This window comes from Amycolatopsis sp. WQ 127309 (assembly GCF_023023025.1).
Classification (GTDB): Bacteria; Actinomycetota; Actinomycetes; order Mycobacteriales; family Pseudonocardiaceae; genus Amycolatopsis.
Map to the genome: position 1 here is coordinate 8340397 of NZ_CP095481.1, position 22450 is coordinate 8362846.

Sequence of the window (22450 nt, forward strand, 5' to 3'; positions counted from 1 at the left end):
TCACGCGATTGGGACGCGCACCGGGCTCGCCGCCAGGTGTGCGACCCGGCGCAGGGTGGGGCTGTCGATGATCTCGCCCAGTGCCGCCATGAAACGGGGCTCGTCCTCGGGCGCGACCACTTCCGCGCACACCTTCGCCACCATCACCATCAGCGTCAGCGAGGTGCCGCCCAGGGAGTAGAAGTCGCTGTCCGGGCCGATGTCGCGCTCGGGCAGGCCCAGCGTCGTGGCCCAGATCGCGGCCAGCGCCGACTCGGTCGGGCCCGCCGGTTCGGCCGTGGGGACGTCCGCCGTCGCGAACGGGTCCGGCAGCGCGTGGGCGTCGACCTTGCCGCTGGGCGCCAGCGGGAGGTCGGGTACCGCCACGAACACCGATGGCACCAGGTGCTTCGGCACCCGGGCGGCCAGGTGGGCCGTGAGGTCGGCCGGTAGCACGTCCCCGGCGCAGACGACGTAGGCGCACGGGACGCGGTCCGTGTCGCCGGGGCGGCTTCTGGCGACCACGGCCGCGCGGCTGATCGCGGGGTGGGTCTCCAGCGCGTGCTCGATCTCCGCGGGTTCGACGCGGTGGCCGAGCACCTTGATCTGGTCGTCGCCGCGGCCGAGGTAGTCCAGGGCGCCCGACGGCAGGACGCGGGCGTGGTCGCCGGTGGCGTACGCGCGGCTGCCGTCGGCCAGGCGCACGAACAGCCGCTCGGTGAGGTCCGGCCGGCCGCGGTAGCCGCGGACGGTCTGCGCACCGCTCAGGTGGATCGCGCCCACCTCGCCGGCCGGAACGGCGGCGCGCCGGTCGTCGAGCAGGTGCACCGTGACGTTGTCGGCAGGCCGGCCGATGGGGACGGCGGCGCCGACGTCGGTGGCGGGGTCGTACTCGTGGACGACGCAGCCGACGGTGACCTCGGTCGGCCCGTATTCGTTGATGACGCGGCAGTCCGGCCCGAACGCCGCCCGCGCCGCCGCCGCGGTCCGCACCGCCAGCCGTTCCCCGCCGACGATCGCGAGCCGCACGCCCGGCGCGGTGATCCCGAGCCTGGCGATCAGCTCCAGGTGCGACGGCGTGAGCTTGACCGAGTCGACGCCGCTGTCGCGCAGCATCCGCGTCAGCCCGACGTGGTTGGGCTCCTCGGCGAACACCGCGACGCTGCCGCCGGCGAGCAGCGGCAGCAGGATCGCGGTGACCGGCAGGTCGAAGGCGAGCGAGGTGAACAGCGGGAACCTTGTCGCAGCACCGATCCGGTACTCGCGGATCGCCCACCGCACGTAGTTGACGACGTGCCGGTGCTCGACCTCGACGCCCTTCGGCCGCCCGGTCGACCCGGACGTGTAGATCACGTACGCCAGGTCCTCGGGCGCCACCGGCACTCCCGGAAACGCCGCACGCCGGTTGTCCGGGGTGATCCGCGTGCAGCCGTCGGGCGTGCACGGCCGGTGGGCGTGGGACGCGGGGAGCAGGCACGCGGCGGCGCCGGCGTCGGCGAGCAGGTCGGCCAGCCACGCGTCGGGGTGGTTCGGGTCCAGGGGGAGGTAGGCGGCGCCGGCCTTCAGGACGCCCCAGAGCCCGGCGAGGGTGGCGGCGGTGCGCTCGGCGAGCAGGCCGACGAGGTCACCCGGCCGCACGCCCCGCTCGACCAGGGTGTGCGCCACGGCGTCCGACCGGGCGGCCAGCTCGGCGTAGGTGAGGGTCGTGTCCCCCTCGACGACGGCGACCGCGCCGGGTGTCCGCGCGACCTGGCGGGCGAACAGGCTCACCAGCGTCTCGTCGACCGCTGGGGTGACGGTGCCGCGCAGTTGGGCCTCGGGTGGGGAAAGCACGGCGGCGATGCCGTCGAGCAGGGCCTCCGCCCGGTCCGCCAGGCCGTCGACGTCGTCGCCGGAGATGATGATCTCGGTGCGCCCGTCGACCTCGACGATCGTGAGCACCGGTGTGATCAGCAGACCGCACACCGGCAGCGAGCAGACGGTCGTCGCGGTGAAGCCGCCGGCCGTGTAGTCGGCCAGGTCCACCAGGCCCAGGTGGCTCACGGTGAAGGCGGGCCCGGGTTTGCCCTTGACCGCCATCGCGGTGTCCACAGTGGACAACAGGGCGCGCCAGGCCGGGAGCGGCACGCGGTCGAGCAGCCACAGCAGCGCCGGGTGCGGGTAGCCGGTCAGGTGACGGCCGTCGCCGACCAGCCGCAGGAGCGTCTCCTGCGTCCGCTGCCACGTCGAGCCGGGCGGCACGGGCAGGGTCAGCTGTGACGTCAGCGGGCCGGTCGAGAAGCCGCCGGGCAGGTGCCGGCGCAGGTCGACCGGGACGATGAACGTCGCGGGGTCGAGGCCGCACAGCTCCGTCAGCGCGGTCGCGATCTTGGCCACCGCGGCCGGGTGCCGGCCGTCGACCGTGCGCCGCCGGAAGAAGTGCCCCCGCGCGGCCAGCGGGGCGCGCCCGCGCAACGGCGGCGGCGCCGTGGGCTTGGCCGGTCCGGGCCCGGGACGGGGACCGAGCAGGTGCTGGACGTCGCGCATCGTCGTGCGCGCGTCGGGACCCGTCGGGACTTCGCCGCGCAGCGCGCGGAACACTTCGCCCGCCCAGAGCAGCGCGCCCTTGCCGTCCATCAGGGAGTGGTGGACGCGGAACACGACGGCCGGGCGCGCGCCGGTGAGCAGGACGACCTCGCTCATCGGCGCACCGCCGGCCCCGGTCAGCGGCCGCTCCAACGCCGGTTCGCCCGCGAACGTCACGCGGTCGACGCGGTCGCCGTCGAGGGTCCGGACGGCCGGGGCCCGGCCGCTGTCGAGCCACCGGCCGCCGCGGCGGGTCAGCCGTGACCCGTGGCAGGTGCGGGCGGCGCGCCCGACGGCGTCGGCCAGTGCCGCCGGGACGAGGCTTCCGGTGCCCTCGACCACGACCTGGATGCACATCGGCGCGGCCGGCGGCGTGGCGAGCAGGAATCGCTCGGAGAAGAAGATCCGCTCGGTCACGGGAGGGTTCCTTCCGGGTCGGCCGGCAGCTCGCCGAGCCAGGTCCGCACGGCCTCGGCCGCCGCCGCGACGTCGCGGCTGCTCAGGGAGAAGTGGTCGCCGGCCAAGGTGATCTCGTCGTGCGCGACCGGCCAGCGCGTGTGCCACTCCTCGTCGGCCAGCGGTTCCAGCTCGGGCGGCCCGGCCAGCGCGTCGGTGGGCCGCAGGACCAGGGTCGGCGCGGCGAGCGGGCTCGGCCGCCAGCCCTGCAGCATCAGCGTGTACACCGAGGACGCCGTGATCTTCTCGAAGTCGAGGTCGGCCGAGTCCGGCATGGCCGCGTACTGGTGGCTGAGGAAGCGCAGCATCCGCGACGGCACCTCGTCCGGCACGTAGGTGTCGACCAGGACGACGGCCGCCGGGATCGTGCCCGCCCGTTCCAGCTCGGCCGCGACGGCGGCCGCCAGGACCCCACCCGACGACATGCCGAACAGCGCGAACGGCTGCCCGCCGGCACACCGGAGCGTCGCCTCGGCGAGCGCGGCCACCAGCACGTCGAACCCGGCGGCAAGGGGCTCGCCCGGCGCGTACCCGGGTGTGACGACCAGCGAAAGGTCGCTGACGCCCCGCAGTTCGTTGGCGAGCCTGCTGAAGTTCAGCACGGCGTCCATCGCCGCCAGCGGCGCGAAGCAGATCAGGTGCGGCCCTTCGTCGCCTTCGGCCAGCCGGACGACCCGCGTCCCGCCGTCGAACTCGTCCGCACTGTCGAAAGTGGACCGTGCGGCGGCCGCGGTGGCGCCCAGCAGTTCCATCTCCCGGCCCTTGCCCTGCTGCAGCAGGGTCCGGTAGATGTCGCCGAACGTGGGCCCGGCGGCCGCCGGCGCCTCTGTGGTGTTTACCCGGGACGCCAGCAGGTCCGCCAGGGCGGTGGCGTTTTCGAGGTCGTAGACGACGGTGGCGGGCAGCCGCTGCCCGGTCGCGGTGGCGAGCCGGTTGCGCAGGCCCACCGCCGTCAGCGAGTCGAACCCCAGCTCCCGGAACGGCCGGTCCGCGTCGATCGCCTCGATCGAGCGGTAGCCCAGTTCGGCCGCGGCCTCGGTGCGGACGAGCTCGACCAGCACCGCGAGCCGGCCGGCGCGATCCAGCCCGGCCAGCCGCGTGGTGAGGCCGGTTCCGGCCGCGGCGGCCGTCGCGGTCCGGCGGACGCGTCCGACCAGGCCGCGCAGGATCGGTGCCACCGTCCCGCTCGAGCGGGCCTGGGCCCGCAGCCCGGCGACGTCGATGCCGACCGGCACCACGAGCGGCCGGGGCGCGGTGAGGCCGGCGTCGAACAGCCGCAGGCCCTGCGCGGCGTCGAGCGCCGTCATCCCCGATCGCGCCATCCGCGCGAAGTCGGCTTCGCCGAGGTCGCCGGTCATCCCGCTGGCCTGCGCCCACAGGCCCCACGCCAGCGAGACGGCCGGGTGCCCGGCGGCGCGGCGGCGGGCCGCGAGCGCGTCGAGGAACGTGCTGGCCGCGGCGTAGTTGCCCTGCCCGGCGCTGCCGAGCAGCCCGGACACCGACGAGAACAGCACGAACGCCGTCAGGCCGAGGTCGCGGGTCAGCTCGTCGAGGTGCACCGCCGCGTCGGCCTTCGGGCCGAAGACGGTGTCGATCCGCGCCGGGTCGAGCGCGGTGATCACGCCGTCGTCGAGCACGCCCGCGGCGTGCACCACGCCGGCCAGCGGCGCGTCCGACGGGACCCGGGCGAGCAGGTCGCGCACCTGGTCGCGGTCGCCGACGTCGCACGCCACCACCTCGACGCGCGCCCCCAGCTCCCGCAGCTCGGCGCCGAGGTCCGCACCGCCGCCGCGGCGCGAGACCAGCACCAGGTCGCGGACGCCGTGTTCGGTCACCAGGTGCCGGGCCACCAGCGAGCCCAGCGCGCCGGTGCCGCCGGTGATCAGCACCGTGCCCTTCGGGCCGAACGTGCAGGGGAGGTCGCCGTCGGACTCCGACGTCCCGGCCGCCAGCCGGGGCACGAGCACCCGCTCGTCCCGGACGACGATCTGCCACTCGCCCGCGTCGGTCACCGGCGTGACGACGTCCGGCGGCAGGTCACCGTCGGTGCCGAGGTCGGCGAGCAGGACGCGGCCGGGGTTCTCCGTCTGCGCCGCGCGCACCAGGCCCCACACGGCCGCCGCGACCGGGTCGGCGGTCTCGGTGGCCACGGCGTTCCGGGTGGTGACGACCAGCCGGGTGTCCTCCCGGGCCGGGTCGGTGAGCACGGTCTGCAGCGTCGTGAGGACGTCGGCGAGCACGGTCCGCACCCGCCGCGGTGTGGGTTCGCCGTCCTCGCCGGCGCCGGGCCTCAGCACCAGCCACGGCGGAGCGCCCGCCTCGGCCAGGTCCGCCGGGCCGTCGAGGAAGACGGCGTCGACCGGCGGGCCGGCCGGGACCGGCAGCACGGTCCAGTCGATGCCGAAGAGCCCGTCGGTCCCGCCGTCCGGGCCGGTCGTGAGCTGGTCGGGCGAGACGGGCCGGGTCACCAGCGAGCCGACCGAGAGGACCGGTTCACCCGCGGTGTCGGCGAGATCGATCGCGACGCCGCCGTCGGCCGGGGTGAGCCGGACGCGGACGGCGCCGGTGGCCGTGGCGTGCACCGCGACACCCGTCCACGCGAACGGCAGCGAGACTTCGTCACCGGTCGTCGGCGCCAGCATGGGCGCGTGCAGGGCGGCGTCGAGCAGGGCCGGGTGGAAGACGAACCCGGTGCCGTCGGCCTGCGGCGGCAGCGTCACTTCGGCGAAGATCTCGTCACCGCGCGTCCAGGCCGCGGTCAGGCCGCGGAAAGCGGGGCCGTAGTCGTACCCGCGGGCGCCGAGGGTGTCGTACAGCTCGCCCACCTCGATCGCTTGCGCGCCGGTGGGTGGCCACTCGCGCAGCCCGGCGCCGGCGGGCACCGTGGTCTCGGCGAGCGTCCCGGAGGCGTGGCGAGTCCAGTCCGCGCCGTCGGTCTCGGGACGCGAGTGGATCACGACGGTTCGGCGGCCGTCCGGTTCCGCGGCCGCCCCGACGACGACGTGGACGCGCAGGGCGGTGGTCTCGGGCACGAGCATCGGCGCCTCGATCACCAGCTCCTCCAGCACCGACGCGCCGACCCGGTCGCCGGCTTGGACGGCCAGTTCGACCAACGCCGCGCCCGGAACCAGGACGACGCCGTGGGCGGCGTGGTCGGCCAGCCACGGGTGCGTGGCCAGCGCGAGCCGCCCGGTCAAGACCACGCCGCCGGTGTCCGGGTCCTCGACCGCGGCACCGAGCACCGGGTGCGCGAGCGCCGTCTGGCCCAGCCCGGCCGCGTCGGTGGCGGCCTGCGGCACCAGCCAGAAGTGCTCGTGCTGGAACGCCGACGTCGGCACGGCCGCGACCGACCCGATAACCGGGCTCGCGGGCCAGCGGACGGCGACGCCGCGGACGAACAGCTCGGCGAGGGACTCCAGGAACCGGCCCCGGTCGCCTTGGCCGCGCTGCAGCGTGCCGCACACGACGGCGTCACGCACTCCCGCGTCGTCCAGGGTCTCCCCCAGCGCGGTGGTCAGGACCGGGTGCGGCCCGACCTCGACGAACACCCGGAATCCGCGCTCGGCCAGCGTCCGGGTGGCGTCGGCGAAGCGCACCGGGTGACGCATGTTCTCGTACCAGTACCGGGCGTCCAGCTCCTCGCCGTCGGCCCAGTCGCCGGTCGTCGTGGACAGCAGCGGGATCTCGGCGGTACGCGGTGAGAGGTTCGCGAGCTGCGCGAGGACGCGCTCGCGCAGCGGCTCGACCTGGGCGGTGTGGGCGGCGAAGTCGACGCCTTCCGGCCGCCAGCGCATGATCCCCGCCTTGGCCAACCGGCGCTCGACGGTGTCGATCGCCTCGGGCTCGCCGGAGAGCGTGACCGAGTCCGGCGCGTTCACCGCGGCGATCGACACGCGGCCGGCCAGGTCGCCGAGCAGCGGCTCGACCACGTCGGCGCCGGCCAGCACCGACAGCATGGTGCCGTGCCCGGACAGCTCGTCGCGGATCAGCTTGCTGCGCACGGCGATCACCTTCGCGGCGTCCTCGAGGGACAGCGCCCCGGCGACACACGCCGCGGCCAGTTCACCCTGCGAGTGGCCGACCACGGCGTCGGGCCGGACGCCGGCGGCCTGCCACAGCGCGGCCAGCGAGACCAGCACCGCCCACGACACCGGCTGGACGACGTCCACGCGGTCCAGGCCCGGCGCACCGGGCGCGCCGGCGATGACGTCGGAGAGCGTCCAGTCGAAGTGCGGCGTCAGCGCGCGTTCGCACTCGGCCATCCGGGCGGCGAACGCCGGCTCGGTGCCGAGCAGCTCGCGGCCCATGCCGGCCCACTGCGTGCCCTGGCCCGGGAAGACCAGCACGGTCCCACCCGCGGTGGCCGGGACGACGGCCCCGGTGCGCACCCCGACGACCGACCGGCCACCGGCGACCCCGCGCAGGCCGTCGATCGCCGTCTCGACGTCGCCGGCCACGACGACCGCGCGGTGGTCCCACGCCGCACGGCCGGTCAGCAGCGTGCGGGCCACCTCGGGCAGCGACGCGTCTCCCTCGGCGGCCAGGAAGTCCGCCAGGCGCTCGGCTTGCGCGGCCAGACCGCGGGCCGAGCGCGCGGACAGCACCACGGGCACCGCCGTGCCGTCGCCGGCGTCGGCCGGGGCGGGCGGTGGGCCCTGTTCGAGGATGACGTGCGCGTTGGTGCCGGAGACGCCGAACGACGACACGCCGGCCCGGCGCGGACGCCCGGGCTCGGGCCAGGCGACCTCGTCGGTCAGCAACCGCACGGCACCCGACGCCCAGTCCACTTTGGACGACGGCGTGCCCGCGTGCAGCGTGCGCGGCAACAGGCCGTGCCGCATGGCGAGGATCATCTTGATCACGCCCGCGACGCCCGCGGCGGCCTGGGAGTGCCCGATGTTGGACTTGAGCGAACCGAGCCACAGCGGCTCGTCCCGCTCCTGGCCGTAGGTCGCGATGACGGCCTGCGCTTCGATCGGGTCACCGAGCATGGTGCCGGTGCCATGGGCCTCGACGGCGTCCACGTCGGACGGCCGCAAGCCCGCGTTGGCCAGCGCCTGGCGGATCACCGCCTGCTGGGCCGGGCCGTTCGGCGCGGTCAGGCCGTTGGACGCGCCGTCCTGGTTCACGGCGGTGCCCTTGACCACTGCCAGTACCGGACGGCCTTCGCGGCGCGCGTCGGACAGCCACTGCAGCACCACGACGCCGACGCCTTCGGCCCAGCCGGTGCCGTCGGCGTCGTCCGAGAACGACTTGCACCGGCCGTCGGCCGACAGCGCGCCCTGGCGGGAGAACTCGACGAACGTCGACGGCGACGCCATCACCGTCGCGCCACCGGCCAGGGCGACCGAGCACTCGCCGGAGCGCAGCGACTGGGCCGCCAGGTGGATCGCCACCAGCGACGACGAACACGCCGTGTCCACCGTGACGGCCGGGCCCTGCACACCGAGCACGTAGGACACGCGGCCCGCGGCGACACTGCTCGCCGAACCGGTGCCCAGCAGGCCTTCCAGCTCCGCCGACCGCACGCCCGCGCCGTAACCCTGGTACATCAGGCCGGTGAAGACGCCGACGTCCTGCCCACGCAGCGACGTCGGATCGACCCCGGCGCGTTCGAGGGCCTCCCACGAGGTCTCGAGCAACAGCCGCTGCTGCGGGTCCATCGCGAGGGCCTCACGCGGCGAGATGCCGAAGAAACCGGGGTCGAACAGGCCCGCGTCGTGCAGGAAGCCGCCGGAACGGGTGACCGAGCGGCCCGTCGCGTCCGGGTCGCCGCCGAGCAGCGCCCCGAGGTCCCAGCCGCGGTCCTCGGGGAACGCCGACACGGCGTCGCGGCCCTCGTGGACCAGGTCCCACAGGCCGTCCGGGGTCGCCACGCCGCCGGGCAGGCGCACGCCCATGCCGACGATCACGATCGGGTCGTCGGCGAGTGCGCCGGTCGCCGCGGTCACCACGCGGACGTCGTCCTCGCCGACCAGTTCGCCGAGCAGGTGCCCGGCGAGGGCGGCGGGGTTCGGGAAGTCGAACACGACCGTGGCGGGCAGGGTGACGCCGGTGGCCGTGCTCAGCCGGTTGCGCAGCTCCACCGCGGTCATCGAGTCGAACCCGGCGTCGCGGAACGCCGTCGAGACCGCCATCGGGTCGGCGCCGCCGAGCACGACGGCGGCTTCGGTGCGCACCAGGTCGGTGAGCAGCGTCCGCTGGGCGTCGGCGTCCAGACCGGCCAGCCGGGACAGCACGCCGTCGGCCGCCGCGGTCCGGTCCGCCGGGCGGCGAACCTTGCCGACGATCTCGCGCAGGGTCGCGGGCAGCACACCGGCGCGCGCGTGGCCGCGCAGGACCGGGAGGTCCAGCGCGAGCGGCACCAGCACCGCACGGTCGGCGGACAGCGCGGTGTCGAGGGCGCGTATGCCCTGCTCGGCGTCGATCGCCTTGATGCCCGAGCGCGCCATGCGCGCGGTGTCCGCCGCGCCGAGGCCGCCGGTCATGGCGCTGCCCTCGGCGGCCCAGAGACCCCAGGCCAGCGAGACCGCCGGGTGCCCGGCCGCGCGGCGGCGGGCGGCGAGAGCGTCGAGGAACGCGTTGGCCGCCGAGTAGTTGCCCTGCCCGGCGCTGCCGAGCGTGCCGGCGACGGAGGAGAACAGGACGAACGCCGCCAGGTCCAGGTCGCGGGTCAGCTCGTCGAGGTGGCTCGCGGCGTCGGCCTTCGGGCCGAACACCGTGGCCAGCCGGTCGGGGTCGAGGGTGCCGATCATGCCGTCGCCCAGCACGCCGGCGGTGTGCACGACGGCCGTCAGCGGCGCGTCGGCCGGGACGGCGGCCAGCAGCCCGCGGACCTGGTCACGGTCGGCGACGTCGCAAGTCACGACGTCGACCCGTGCGCCCAGTGCCCGCAGCGAGGCGGCCAGTTCGGCCGCGCCGTCGGCGGCGAGCCCGCGCCGGGAGGCGAGCACCAGGCTGCGGATCCCGTGCGTGGCGACGACGTGCCGGGCCACGACCGCGCCCAGCGCGCCGGTGCCGCCGGTGATCACGACCGTGCCCGCCGGGTCGAGGGCGGCGACGTCCGTCTGTTCGGCGGTGACGCGGTTCAGGCGCGGGACCCACACGGCGTCCTCGCGCACGGCGACCTGCCATTCCTGCGCCGACGCGGCGCCCGCGAGGACGTCCATCGGAGCGTCGCCGGTGTCGAGGTCGGCCAGCAGCACGCGGCCGGGTTCCTCGGCCTGGGCCGCGCGCACCAGCCCCCATACGGCGGCGAGCACCGGGTCGGCGACGGTCCCGGCCGCGTCGACCGCGCCGTGGGTGACGACGGCGAGCCGCGCATCCCGCAGGTCCGGGTCGGCCAGGAACGCGCGCAGCACGGCCAGTACGTCGGCCGTCGCCTCGTGCAGTGTCGTTCCGCCGGCCACGGGCAGGACGTACCAGTCGGCTGCCGGGCCGGTCAGGTCGTCGATGCCGCGTACGACGCCGGGTTCGGCCACGGCCGGTTCGGCCCAGGGGACCCAGTCGAGGCCGAACAGCAGGTCGTCCCGGCGCGGCGCGCCGGCCTGCAGCGGGCGGCTCACCACGGACGCCACCGACAGGACCGGCGCCCCGGTTTCGTCGGTCAGGTCCACCGAAATGCCGGAAGCGGCCGGGGCGACGCGCACGCGCAGGCGGTCCGCGCCCGGCGCGTGCAGCGCGATCCGGTTCCAGGCGAACGGGACGCCGAGGGTGCCGCCGCTCTCGACCCCGGTCAGGAAGCCGGCGTGCAGGGCGGCGTCGAGCAACGCGGGGTGCAGGGTGAAGCCGCGCGCCTCGGCCGTCTCGGGCAGCGTCAGTTCGCCGAAGTTCTCCGGGCCGCGGCGCCAGGCGGCGGTCAGGCCCTGGAAGACCGGGCCGTAGTCGTAACCCTGCTCGGCGAGCAGGTCGTAGAAGTCCTCCAGGGCAACGGGTTCCGCGTCCGCGGGCGGCCATGGCGCCGTGTCGCGCACGGCGGTGGGCACGGCCGGCGTCAGGTAGCCGGTGGCGTGCCGGGTCCATTCGACGTCCATACCGTCGGGTCGCGAGTGCACCGCGACCGCGCGGCGGCCGAGGTCGTCGACCTCGGCGACGACGACCCGCAGGTCCAGGGCGCCGGTCTCCGGGACGAGCATCGGCGCCTCGATCACCAGCTCGTCGAGCATCGGGCAGTCGCCGTACGCGCCGGCCCGCAGCGCCAGCTCGACCAGCGCGGCCCCCGGCACCAGCAGCACGCCGCCGACGACGTGGTCGGCCAGCCACGGCTGCAGTTCGCGCGAGACGCGACCGGTCAGCGCGAAGCCGCCGCCGGGGATCTCCACGACCGCGCCGGCGAGCGGGTGGTCCAGCGCCGCCTGGCCGAGCCCGGCGGCGTTGCCACCGGTGGCCGGGCGCACCCAGTACTCGGTGTGCTGGAACGCCGTGGTGGGCACCGGAACCACGCGTCGCGGCCCGGCGAGCAGCGCGGACGCGTCGACGCCGGCGTCGCGCACGAACAGCTCGGCGAGCGCGGTCAGCGCGGTGGCCACCTCGGGCCGGTCGCGCCGGGTGAGCGCGACCGCGGGGGTGCCGGCCGCCGCGACCAGGGCCGACAGCACCGCGTCCGGGCCGAGTTCGAGCACCAGCGCGGGCGAGCGCCCGGCGATGGTGGTGACGACGTCGGCGAACCGCGTCGTCCGGCGTGCCTGGGCCGTCCAGTGGTCCGGAGAGCCCAGGTCGTCGGCGAAGGTGCCGGTCACCGCGGAGACGACCGGGATGGCCGGCGGCCGGTAGGTGAGCGTTTCGGCGACGGCCCGGAACTCGTCGAGCATCGGGTCCATCAGGGCCGAGTGGAACGCGTGGCTCACCGTGAGCACCGACGTCTTGCGGCCCTCGGCGGCGAGCCGGCCGGCGACCGCGTGCACCGGCTCGTGCTCGCCGGAGAGCACGACCGATTCGGGCCCGTTGACCGCGGCGATCGAGACGTGCCCGTCGACCGCTTCGATGGCCTTCAGCGCGTCGCCTTCGGTGGCCGCGACGGCGACCATCGCGCCCCCGGCGGGCAGCGCCGACATCAACCGGCCGCGGGCGGCGACCAGTTTCGCCGCGTCCGCCAGCGACAGCACCCCGGCGACGTGGGCCGCGGTCAGCTCGCCCAGCGAGTGCCCGGCGAGCAGCTTCGGCCGGACGCCCCACGACCGCACGAGCCGGAACATCGCCACCTCGACGGCGAACAGCCCGGCCTGGGTGAACGCCGTGTCGTCCAGCAGCGCGGCCAGGTCGGTGCCCGGCTCGGCGAACACCACGTCCCGCACGGCAGGCCGGCCGTCGAGGTGCGCGTCCAGCGCGGCGCAGACCTCGTCGAACGCCTCCGCGTACACCGGGTAGGCGGCGTACAGCTCCCGGCCCATCCCGGGCCGCTGCGCGCCCTGACCGGTGAACACGATCCCGACACCCGAGGTCTCGGGATCGACCTCGCCGCGGACGACACCGGGGCCGTCGACGGCGGTCAGCCCGGCCACCGCGGCGTCGCGGTCACCCGCGAGCACCACGGCCCGGTGTTCCCACACCGCCCGCGACGACAGCAGTGAACCGGCCACGGCCGCGAGGTCGTGGCCCGCCTCCAGGTGCGCGGCGACCCGGGCCGCCTGCGCGGTCAGGCCACGCCGGGAGCGGGCCGACACCACGACCGGGACGATCGCCGGCGCGTCCGGCGCGGCCTCGACGACCGCGGCGGGCGCCTGTTCGACGATCACGTGCGCGTTGGTACCGCTGACGCCGAACGACGACACCGCCGAACGACGCGGCCGGCCCAGTTCAGGCCACGCCGTCTCCTCGGTGAGCAACCGCACCGCACCGGCCGTCCAGTCCACTTTGGACGACGGCGTGTCGACGTGCAGGGTCTTCGGCAGCAGCCCGTGCCGCATGGACAGGACCATCTTGATCACCCCGGCCACGCCGGCGGCGCCCTGGGTGTGCCCCACGTTGGACTTCAGGGAGCCCAGCCACAGCGGCGTCTCCCGGTCCTGGCCGTAGGTCGCGAGCACGGCCTGCGCCTCGATCGGGTCGCCCAGCGTGGTGCCGGTGCCGTGCGCCTCGACGGCGTCGACGTCCGCTGCGGCCAGACCGGCGTCGGCCAGCGCCTGGCGGATGACCGCCTGCTGCGCGGGCCCGTTGGGCGCGGTGAGGCCGTTGGACGCGCCGTCGGAGTTGACCGCGCTCCCCCGGACCACGGCCAGCACCTCACGGCCTTCGCGACGCGCGTCGGACAGCCGCTGCAGCACCAGCACGCCGACGCCCTCGCCCCAGGCGGTGCCGTCGGCCGCTTCGGCGAACGACTTGCACCGGCCGTCGGCGGCCAGGCCGCGCTGACGGGAGAACCCGATGAACGGACCCGGCGTGGCCATCACCGTCGCGCCACCGGCCAGCGCCATCGTGCACTCGCCCGAGCGCAGCGCCTGCGCGGCGAGGTGGATCGCCACCAGCGACGACGAACACGCCGTGTCCACCGTGACCGACGGGCCCTGCACGCCGAGCACGTAGGAGACGCGCCCGGCGGCCGCGCCGCCCGAACCGCCGGTGCCGAGCAGGCCTTCCAGGCCGTCGGCCTGGGCACCCATGCCGTAGTCGTAGTACATCAGGCCGGTGAACACGCCGACCCGCTGCCCGCGCAGCGACGTCGGGTCGATCCCGGCGCGCTCCACGGCCTCCCACGACGTCTCCAGCAGCAGCCGCTGCTGCGGGTCCATCGCGAGGGCCTCCCGCGGCGAGATGCCGAAGAACGCGGGGTCGAACTGCCCGGCGTCGTGCAGGAAACCGCCGTGGCGGGTGTAGGTCTTGCCCGCGGCGTCCGGATCAGGGTCGTACAGGCTGTCCGCGTCCCAGCCGCGACCGGTCGGGAACTCGGTGATCCCGTCCCCACCACTGCGCAGCAGGTCCCACAGGTCCTCGGGCGTGGCCACCCCGCCGGGCAGCTTGACGCCGATCCCGACGATGGCGATCGGGTCGTCGGCCGCCGCCGTGCGCACCGCGACCGTGGTACTGGGGGCTTCGGGGGCCGCGTCACCGGCCAGTTCATTGTGCAGGTGTTCGGCCAGGACGGCCGGGCTCGGGTAGTCGAACACGACGGTCGCGGGCAGCGTCACGCCGGTGGCGGCGGTCAGCCGGTTGCGCAGCTCGACCGCGGTCAGCGAGTCGAACCCGGCGTCGCGGAACGCCTTCGCCACACCGATTCCCGCACCGCTGCCGAGCACGACGGCGGCTTCGGCGCGGACCAGCTCGGTCAGCGCGGCCAGCTGCCCGGCGGCGTCGAGACCGGCGAGCTCGGCGAGCAGGCCGGTGGACGCCGACGCCGCCTGGGCGGTCCGGCGGCCGCGCCCGGCCACGCCCCAGAGGATCGACGGCAGGACACCCGCACGGGCGTGCCCGCGCAGCACCGGCAGATCCAGCGCGGCCGGCACGAGCACGGCGTTGTCGGCGGTCAGCGCCGCGTCCAGCAGGCGCAGACCCGCGGCGGCGTCGAGCCGGGTCATGCCGGAGCGGTCGACGCGGGCGTCGTCGGCTTCGCCGAGGCCCGCGGTCATGGTGCTCGCTTCGGCCCACATGCCCCAGGCGAGCGACACGGCCGGGTGCCCGGCGGCGCGGCGGCGGGCGGCCAGCGCGTCGAGGAAGGCGTTGGCCGCGGCGTAGCTGGCCTGCCCGGCGCTGCCGAGCACCCCGGCGACCGAGGAGTACAGGACGAACGCGCCCAAGCCGAGGTCGCGGGTCAGCTCGTCGAGGTGCACCGCCGCGTCGGCCTTCGGCCGGAACACGGCGTCGACACGGGCGGCGTCGAGGGCGTCGAAGGTGCCGTCGTCGAGCACGCCGGCGGTGTGCACCACCGCGGTCAGCGGCGCGGTCGCCGGGACGTCGGCGAGCAGCGCGCGGACCTGGTCGCGGTCGGCGACGTCGCACGCCACCAGCCGCACCTCGGCGCCGAGGTCGCGCAGCTCGGCCGCCAGCTCCGGCGCACCGGGCGCGGCCGGGCCGCGACGGGACGCCAGCAGCAGGCTCCGGACGCCGTGGACCGTCACCAGGTGCCGGGCCACGAGACCGCCAAGGGTGCCGGAACCGCCGGTGACGAGCACCGTCCCGGCCGGGTCGAACCCGGCGGGCCGGTCGGTGTCCGTGAGCGTCTTTTCCAGGCGGGGCACCAGGATCCGGCCGTCACGGACGGCGAACTGGCTCTCCCCCGCGTCGATCGCCGCGGCCAGCGCACTGCCGACGGTCTCCTGGGTGTCGGCCAGCACGAGCCGGCCCGGGTTCTCCAGCTGGGCCGAGCGGATCAGGCCCCAGACCGCCGCGGCCGCCGGATCGGCCGGGTGCGTACCGAGCGGGTCGACGGCGCCGTCGGTGACGACGATCAGCCGCGCGCCGCGCCACCGGTCGTCGGCGAGGAACGCCTGGACGGTCTCGAGCACGGTGGTCACCGCGGCCCGGGCGTCGTCGGGGAGCTGCGCGGTGGTCACCGGCAGCAGGAGCAGTCCCGGTTCACCGTCGCCCGCCAGGTCGGCGGGGCCGGTGATCGTCTTCGTGGGGACGGCGTTCGGCTCGCCCACGGCGGGCAGTTCGGTCCAGGAAACCCGGTAGAGGGCGCCGATCCCGGGTCCGGCGTCGAGCTTCGCGGCGGTGACCGGCCGGCTGACCAGCGAGCCCACCGACAGCACCGGCGTGCCCGCCGGGTCGCTCAGCTCCACCGCCATCCCGCCGTCCGCGGCGGGGGTGACGCGGACGCGGACCGTGGTCGCGCCGATGGCGTGGACGGCGACGCGGTTCCACGCGAAGGGCAGCTCGATGCCGTCGCGCTCGCCCGAGCCCGCGGTGACCAGCGCGGTGTGCAGGGCCGCGTCGAACAGGGCCGGGTGGATCGCGAACCCGTCGTCGGCCGCGGCTTCCGGCAGGACGACCTCGCCGAACAGCTCCGGCCCGTGCGACCAGACGGCGGTCAGGCCCTGGAAAGCCGGACCGTAGCCGTAACCGTGGTCGGCGAGCGCGGTGTAGAAGCCGTCGAGGTCGAGCGGGAGCGCGCCGTCCGGCGGCCAGACCGCGGGTGCCGCGGCGGCGGCCGGCACGGCGGTGCCGAGGAACCCGGCCGCGTGCCGCGTCCAGCCCGCGTCGCCGGTCTCCGGGCGGGTGTACACCGCAACCGCGCGGCGGCCGGTCGCGTCCAGCTCGCCGACGACGACCTGCAGGCGCAGCACGGCGTCCGCGGGCAGCAGCAGCGGTGCCTCGATGACGAGTTCGTCGAGCACCGGGCAACCCACGTCGTCACCCGCGCGGACGGCGAGCTCGACCAGCGCGGTACCCGGCACGAGCACGACCCCGCCGATGGCGTGGTCGGCCAGCCACGGCTGCAGGGCCTGCGACAACCGGCCCGCCAGCGCGACACCGTCGGAGCCGGGCGTGTCCAGCACCGCGCCCACGAGCGGGTGCGCGGCCGGCGTCAGGCCCAGCGCCGCGGCACTGCCGGATTCTTGGGGCTCCAGCCAGAACCGCCGGTCCTGGAACGCCGTCGTCGGCACCGGGACCAGGACCCGCGACGCGGGCAGCAGCGCGGTCCAGTCGACGTCCTCGCCGCGGACGAACACCTCGGCCAGCGCGCGCATCGCCGTCGGCACCTCGGGCCGGTCGCGCCGGGTCAGCGCGACCGCGGCGGGGGCGCCGGGCAGCGCGCCGGCGAGCCCGCTCAGTACACCGTCCGGGCCCAGCTCGACCAGCAGCGACCGGCCGGCCAGCGCGCCGACGGCGTCGGCGAACCGCACCGGGCGGCGGACCTGCTCGACCCAGTGTTCGGGCGTGGCGCAGTCGGCGGTGCCGGACACCATCGAGACCACCGGGATCGTCGGCGGCCGGTAGTCCAGCGTCTCGGCCACGGCCGCGAACTCGGCCAGCATCGGGTCCATCAGCGGCGAGTGGAACGCGTGGCTCACGGTCAACGTCTTCGTGCGGCAGCCGCGGGCCGCGAACGCCTCGGCGACCGCGTGCACGGCGTCGTGCGCACCGGAGATCACCACGGATTCCGGGCCGTTGACCGCGGCCAGCGACACGCGGTCGTCGAGCGCGGCGGCGACGTCCTCTTCGGACGCGGCGATCGCGACCATCGCGCCCCCGGCGGGCAGCGCCGACATCAGCCGGCCGCGGGCGGCCACCAGTTTCGCGGCGTCGGTCAGGGACAGCACCCCGGCGACGTGGGCCGCGGTGATCTCGCCGAGCGAGTGGCCCGCGACCGCGCGCGGCCGGACGCCCCACGAGCGGACCAGCGCGAACATCGCCGTCTCGACCGCGAACAGCCCGGCCTGGGTGAACACGGTGTCGTCCAGCAGCGCGGCGAGGTCGGTGCCCGGCTCGGCGAAGACGACGTCGCGGACCGGCGGGTGCTCCGGCAGGTGCCGGTCCAGTTCGGCGCAGGCCGCGTCGAAGGCGATGGCGAACACCGGGAACGCCGCGTGGAGTTCCCGGCCCATCCCGGCGCGTTGCGCGCCCTGGCCGGTGAACAGAAATGCGACACCGGCACCGGCGGGGTCCACTTCGCCCCGGATGGCGCCGCCTTCGCGCAAGGCGGTCACGGCCTGGCCGGGATCGGCGGCGAGCACCACAGCGCGGTGTTCCCACGCGGCCCGGGCGGACACGAGGGCACCGGCGACGTCGGTGAGCCGGACGTCCGGCGCCGCGGCCAGGTGCGCCGCCAGCCGTTCGGCCTGTGCGGCGAGCCCGGCTTCGGAACGGGCCGAGACCACCAGCGGGACCGGTCCGGCGGGCTCGGCGGGCCGGTCGGTGACCTCGGCGAACGGCGGCTGTTCGAGGATGACGTGGGCGTTGGTCCCGGAGACGCCGAACGACGACACGGCGGCCCGGCGCGGGTGGCCGGTCTCCGGCCACGGCGTCTGCTCGCCGAGCAGCCGGACCGAGCCCGCCGTCCAGTCCACATGGGACGACGGCTCGTCCAGGTGCAGGGTCTTCGGCAGCACGCCGTGCTCGAGGGCCAGGATCATCTTGACCACACCAGCGACGCCGGACGCGGCCTGGATGTGGCCGAGGTTCGACTTCAGCGCGCCGAGCAGCAACGGCCGGTCGGCGGGCCGGTCCTGCCCGTAGGTCGCCAGCAGCGCCTGGGCTTCGATCGGGTCACCCAGTGTCGTGCCGGTGCCGTGGGCCTCGACGACGTCGACGTCCGAAGTGGACAGTTCGGCGTTGGCCAGCGCCTGCCGGATGACCGCCTGCTGGGCGGGGCCGTTGGGGGCGGTCAGGCCGTTGGACGCGCCGTCGGAGTTGACCGCGGTGCCCTTCACCACGGCCAGCACGTGACGGCCTTCGCGCAGCGCGTCGGACAGGCGCTGGAGCACGACGACCCCGGCGCCCTCACCCCACGCGGTGCCGTCGGCGGCCTCGGCGAACGGCTTGCAACGCCCGTCGGGGGCGAGCCCGCGCTGACGCGAGAACTCGACGAACGTCGCCGGGGTCGCCATCACCGTCACGCCGCCCGCCAGCGCCATCGAACACTCACCCGAACGCAGCGCCTGCGCCGCGAAGTGCATCGCCACCAGCGACGACGAACACGCCGTGTCCACCGTGACCGACGGGCCCTGCACGCCCAGCACGTACGACACCCGCCCGGCGACGACGCTGGTCGTCGAGCCGGTGCCCAGCAGGCCGTCCAGCCCGGTGGTCCGCGCGCCCAGCCCGTAACCCTGGTAGGCGGCGCCGTGGAAGACGCCGATGTTCTTGCCGCGCAACGAAACCGGTGAGACGCCGGCGCGTTCCAAGGCCTCCCAGGACGTCGTCAGCAGCAGGCGCTGCTGCGGGTCCATGGCGAGGGCCTCGCGCGGCGAGATGCCGAAGAACTCCGGGTCGAACAGCCCGGCGCCGGTCAGGAAGCCGCCGTGGCGGACGTAGGTCTTGCCGGAGGCGTCCGGATCGGCGTCGTAGAGGTCGCCGAGGTCCCAGCCGCGGTCGGCGGGGAACGGCGCGATCGCGTCACCGCCGTCGAGCAGCAGCTCCCACAGGCCTTCGGGGCTGTCGATGCCGCCGGGCAGGCGCAGGGCGGTCCCGACGATGACGATCGGGTCGTCGTCGGCAGCGGTCGCGGCCGACGCCACCACGGCGGGCGCGGCGGATCCGACCAGTTCGGTGTGCAGGTGCCCGGCCAGCGCTTCCGGGTTGGGGTAGTCGAAAACGGCCGTGGAGGGCAGGTTGACGCCGGTCTTCACGGTGAGCCGGTTGCGCAGCTCCACCGCGGTCAGCGAGTCGAACCCGGCGTCGCGGAAGGCGCGCGACGCGCCCACGCCCTCGGCGTCGCCGAGCACGACGGCGGCCTCGGCGCGGACCAGGTCGGTCAGCACCGCGAGCTGTTCGGCGGGGTCGAGCCCGGCGAGCCGGTCCGGCAGGCCGCCGGTCGGGTCGCCGTCGCGCGCGGCGCGGCGGACGCCGCCGACCAGGCCGCGGAAGATCGCGGGCAGCACGCCGAGCCGGGCGTAGTCGCGCAGGATCGCCGGTTCGAGGACCACCGGGACCAGGGCCGCGCGGTCCGCGCCGAGCGCGCGGTCGAGCAGCCGCATGCCGTGCTCGACGTCCACCGCGCCGATGCCCGAGCGGGCCATCCGCGCGGTGTCGGCGGTGTCGAGCCGCCCGCCCATGCCGACGCGGGCCCACATGCCCCAGGCGAGCGACACGGCGGCGTGCCCGGCGGCGCGGCGGCGGGTGGCGAGCGCGTCGAGGTAGGTGTTCGCGGCGGCGTAGTTGCCCTGGCCGGGACCGCCCAGCACACCCGCGGCGGAGGAGAACAGGACGAACGCGGCCAGGCCGAGGTCCCGGGTCAGCTCGTCGAGGTGGGTGGCGGCGTCGACCTTGGGCCGGAACACCCGGTCGACCGCGGCGGCGTCGAGCGAGGTGACGACGCTGTCCTCCAGCACCCCGGCGGTGTGCACGACGGCGGTCAGCGGCGCGGGCAGCCCGGCCAGCAGCGCGCGGACCTGGTCGCGGTCGGCGACGTCGCAGGCCACGATCTCGACGCGGGCACCCAGCTCCCGCAGCTCCGCGGCGAGTTCCGGCGCACCGTCGGCGTCCGGGCCGCGACGGGACGCGAGCACGACGGTGCCGCAGCCGTGGGTGGTGATCAGGTGCCGGGCCACGACGGCGCCGAGCGCGCCGGTACCGCCGGTGATCAGCGCGGTGCCGGCCGGATCGAGGGCGACGGCGGGCGGGCCGGCGACGACCCGGGTCAGCCGCGGCACCCACGTGCCGCTGTCCCGGACGGCGAGCTGCCCTTCACCGGCGGCGACCGCGGCGTCGAGGGTCGCCGTGTCCGGGATCCCGTCGACGTCGGCGAGCAGGAGACGGTCCGGGTTTTCCGACTGGGCGGAGCGCGCCAGCCCCCACACCGCGGCGGCGACCGGGTCGACGGTCTCGCCGTCCCGGGTGGCGACGGCGTTGCGGGTGAGCAGGACGAGCCGGGTCCCGGCCCAGCGCGGCTCGGTGAGCAGTGTCTGGATCGCTTTGAGCACTGTGTCCACAGTGGACCGGGCGCGTTCGGGTTCGGTGCTGCCGGTGCCCGCGGGTACCGGCAGCAGGACGTAGTCCCCGGCCGTGGCCGTCTCGGTGAGTTCCGTGACGACCTGCGACGTCGAGTCCGACGCGGCCGCAGGCACGTCGAGGGGTGTCCAGTCGACGCCGAAGAGGACGTCGGTGGGGTGGGTGGCGGCCGCTTCCGTCCGCTGGTGGCGGACCGCGGCGGCGGTGAGCACGGGCAGGCCGTCGGGGTCGGTCAGGCGCAGCGCGACGCCGTCGCCGGCCGGGGTCAGCCGGGCCCGCACCGTGCGCGCGCCGGTGGCGTGGATCGCGACGTCGGTCCAGGCGGCCGGGGTCAGCGGGGCGGTGCCGGGGTCGGTGACGAGCACCGGGTGCAGTGCGGCGGCGAGCAGTGCCGGGTGGAGCGCGAAGCCATCGGTGGACAGCGTCTCGGGCAGGGTGAGGTCGGCGTACAGCTCTGAGTCGCGGCGCCACAGGGCGGTCAGGGCGTCACCGTCGTAGCACCCGGTCAGGTCGACTGGTTCCGCGCCGGACGGCGGCCACTCGCCGGTCACGGCGGCGGGGGTGGCGACGCCCGTGCCGAGCCGGCCGGTGGCGTGTTTGGTCCAGGCCGCGCCGTCGGTGTCGGGCCGGGAGTGGACGCTGACCTCGCGCTTTCCGTCGTCGTCGGCCGCGCCGACGACGATCTGGACGCGCCGGACCTCGTTCTCCGGCAACGCGACCGGAGTGTCCACAGTGAACTCACGCAGGGTCGGGCAGCCGACGTGGTCACCGGCGCGGATCGCCAGCTCGACCAGCGCGGCGGCCGGCAGGACCGTGGCACCGGCGACGACGTGGTCGGCCAGCCACGGGTGCAGCGATCGCGAGATCCGGCCGGTCAGCACCACGCCGCCGGTCTCGGGGGCTTCGACGACGGCGCCGAGCAGCGGGTGACCGGCCGCGGTGAGCCCGGCCGCCGACACGTCGGCGAGGCCGGTGCCGGCGGGCAGCCAGTACGTCCGCTCCTGGAACGCCGTGGCCGGCAGCCGTCGCAGCCGGCGTGGCCGCGGGGCGAGTGCGGCCCAGTCGACGTCACCGCCGCGAACGAACACCTCGGCCAGCGCGGTGAGTGCGGACGTCACCTCGGGCCGGTCCCGCCGGGTCAGCGGAACCGTCGCGGGCCCGCTCGGCAGGGCCGCGGCAAGCCCGCTGAGGACGCCGTCGGGGCCCAGCTCCAGCAGCACCGACCGCGGGCCGAGGGCGGCGACCGCGTCGGCGAACCGCACCGGGCGGCGGACCTGCTCGACCCAGTAGTCCGGAGTGGACAGTGCGCCGGCACGGTCGCCGGTCACGGTGGAGGCGATCGGGATGACCGGCTCGGCGTAGGTCAGCCGCGTCGCGACCTCGCGGAAGTCGGCCAGCATCGGGTCCATCAGCGGCGAGTGGAACGCGTGGCTCACCGTCAGGGCCTTCGTGCGGACCCCGCGGGCGGCGAACTGCTCGGCGACGGCGTGCACGGCGTCGTACTCACCCGAGATCACCACGGATTCCGGACCGTTGACGGCGGCCAGCGCGACGCGGTCGCCCAGCAGCGGGACGACCTCGCTCTCGGGCGCGGCGATCGCGGTCATCGCGCCGCCGGCGGGCAGCGCCGACATCAGCCGGCCGCGGGCCGCGACCAGGGTCGCCGCGTCGGGCAGGGACAGCACGCCGGCGACGTGCGCGGCGGTCAGCTCACCCAGCGAGTGCCCGGCCACGATCTCGGGCCGCACACCCCAGGTTTCGACGAGCCGTGTCATCGCGACCTCGACCGCGAACAGCCCGGCCTGGGCGAACACCGTGTCGTCCAGCAAGGCCGCGAGGTCGCTGCCCGGCTCGGCGAACACGACGTCCCGCACCGGCGGCAGCCCGGCCAGGCCTCGGTCGAGTT

Annotated in this window: 1 protein-coding gene and 1 pseudogene (1 of these 2 cut by a window edge); both read right to left on the bottom strand. The window is 75.8% G+C overall.

The window, feature by feature from the left end:
* Nucleotides 1-2961 (bottom strand): non-ribosomal peptide synthetase, encoded by a 2961-nt coding sequence (locus MUY22_RS37030; protein ID WP_247051830.1) that lies wholly within the window; start codon nucleotides 2959-2961, stop codon nucleotides 1-3.
* Nucleotides 2958-22450, bottom strand: a pseudogene (locus MUY22_RS37035) (type I polyketide synthase) (its annotated part continues 6358 nt past the right edge of the window); the annotation flags it as partial. The gene MUY22_RS37030 and the pseudogene MUY22_RS37035, both read right to left, overlap by 4 nt.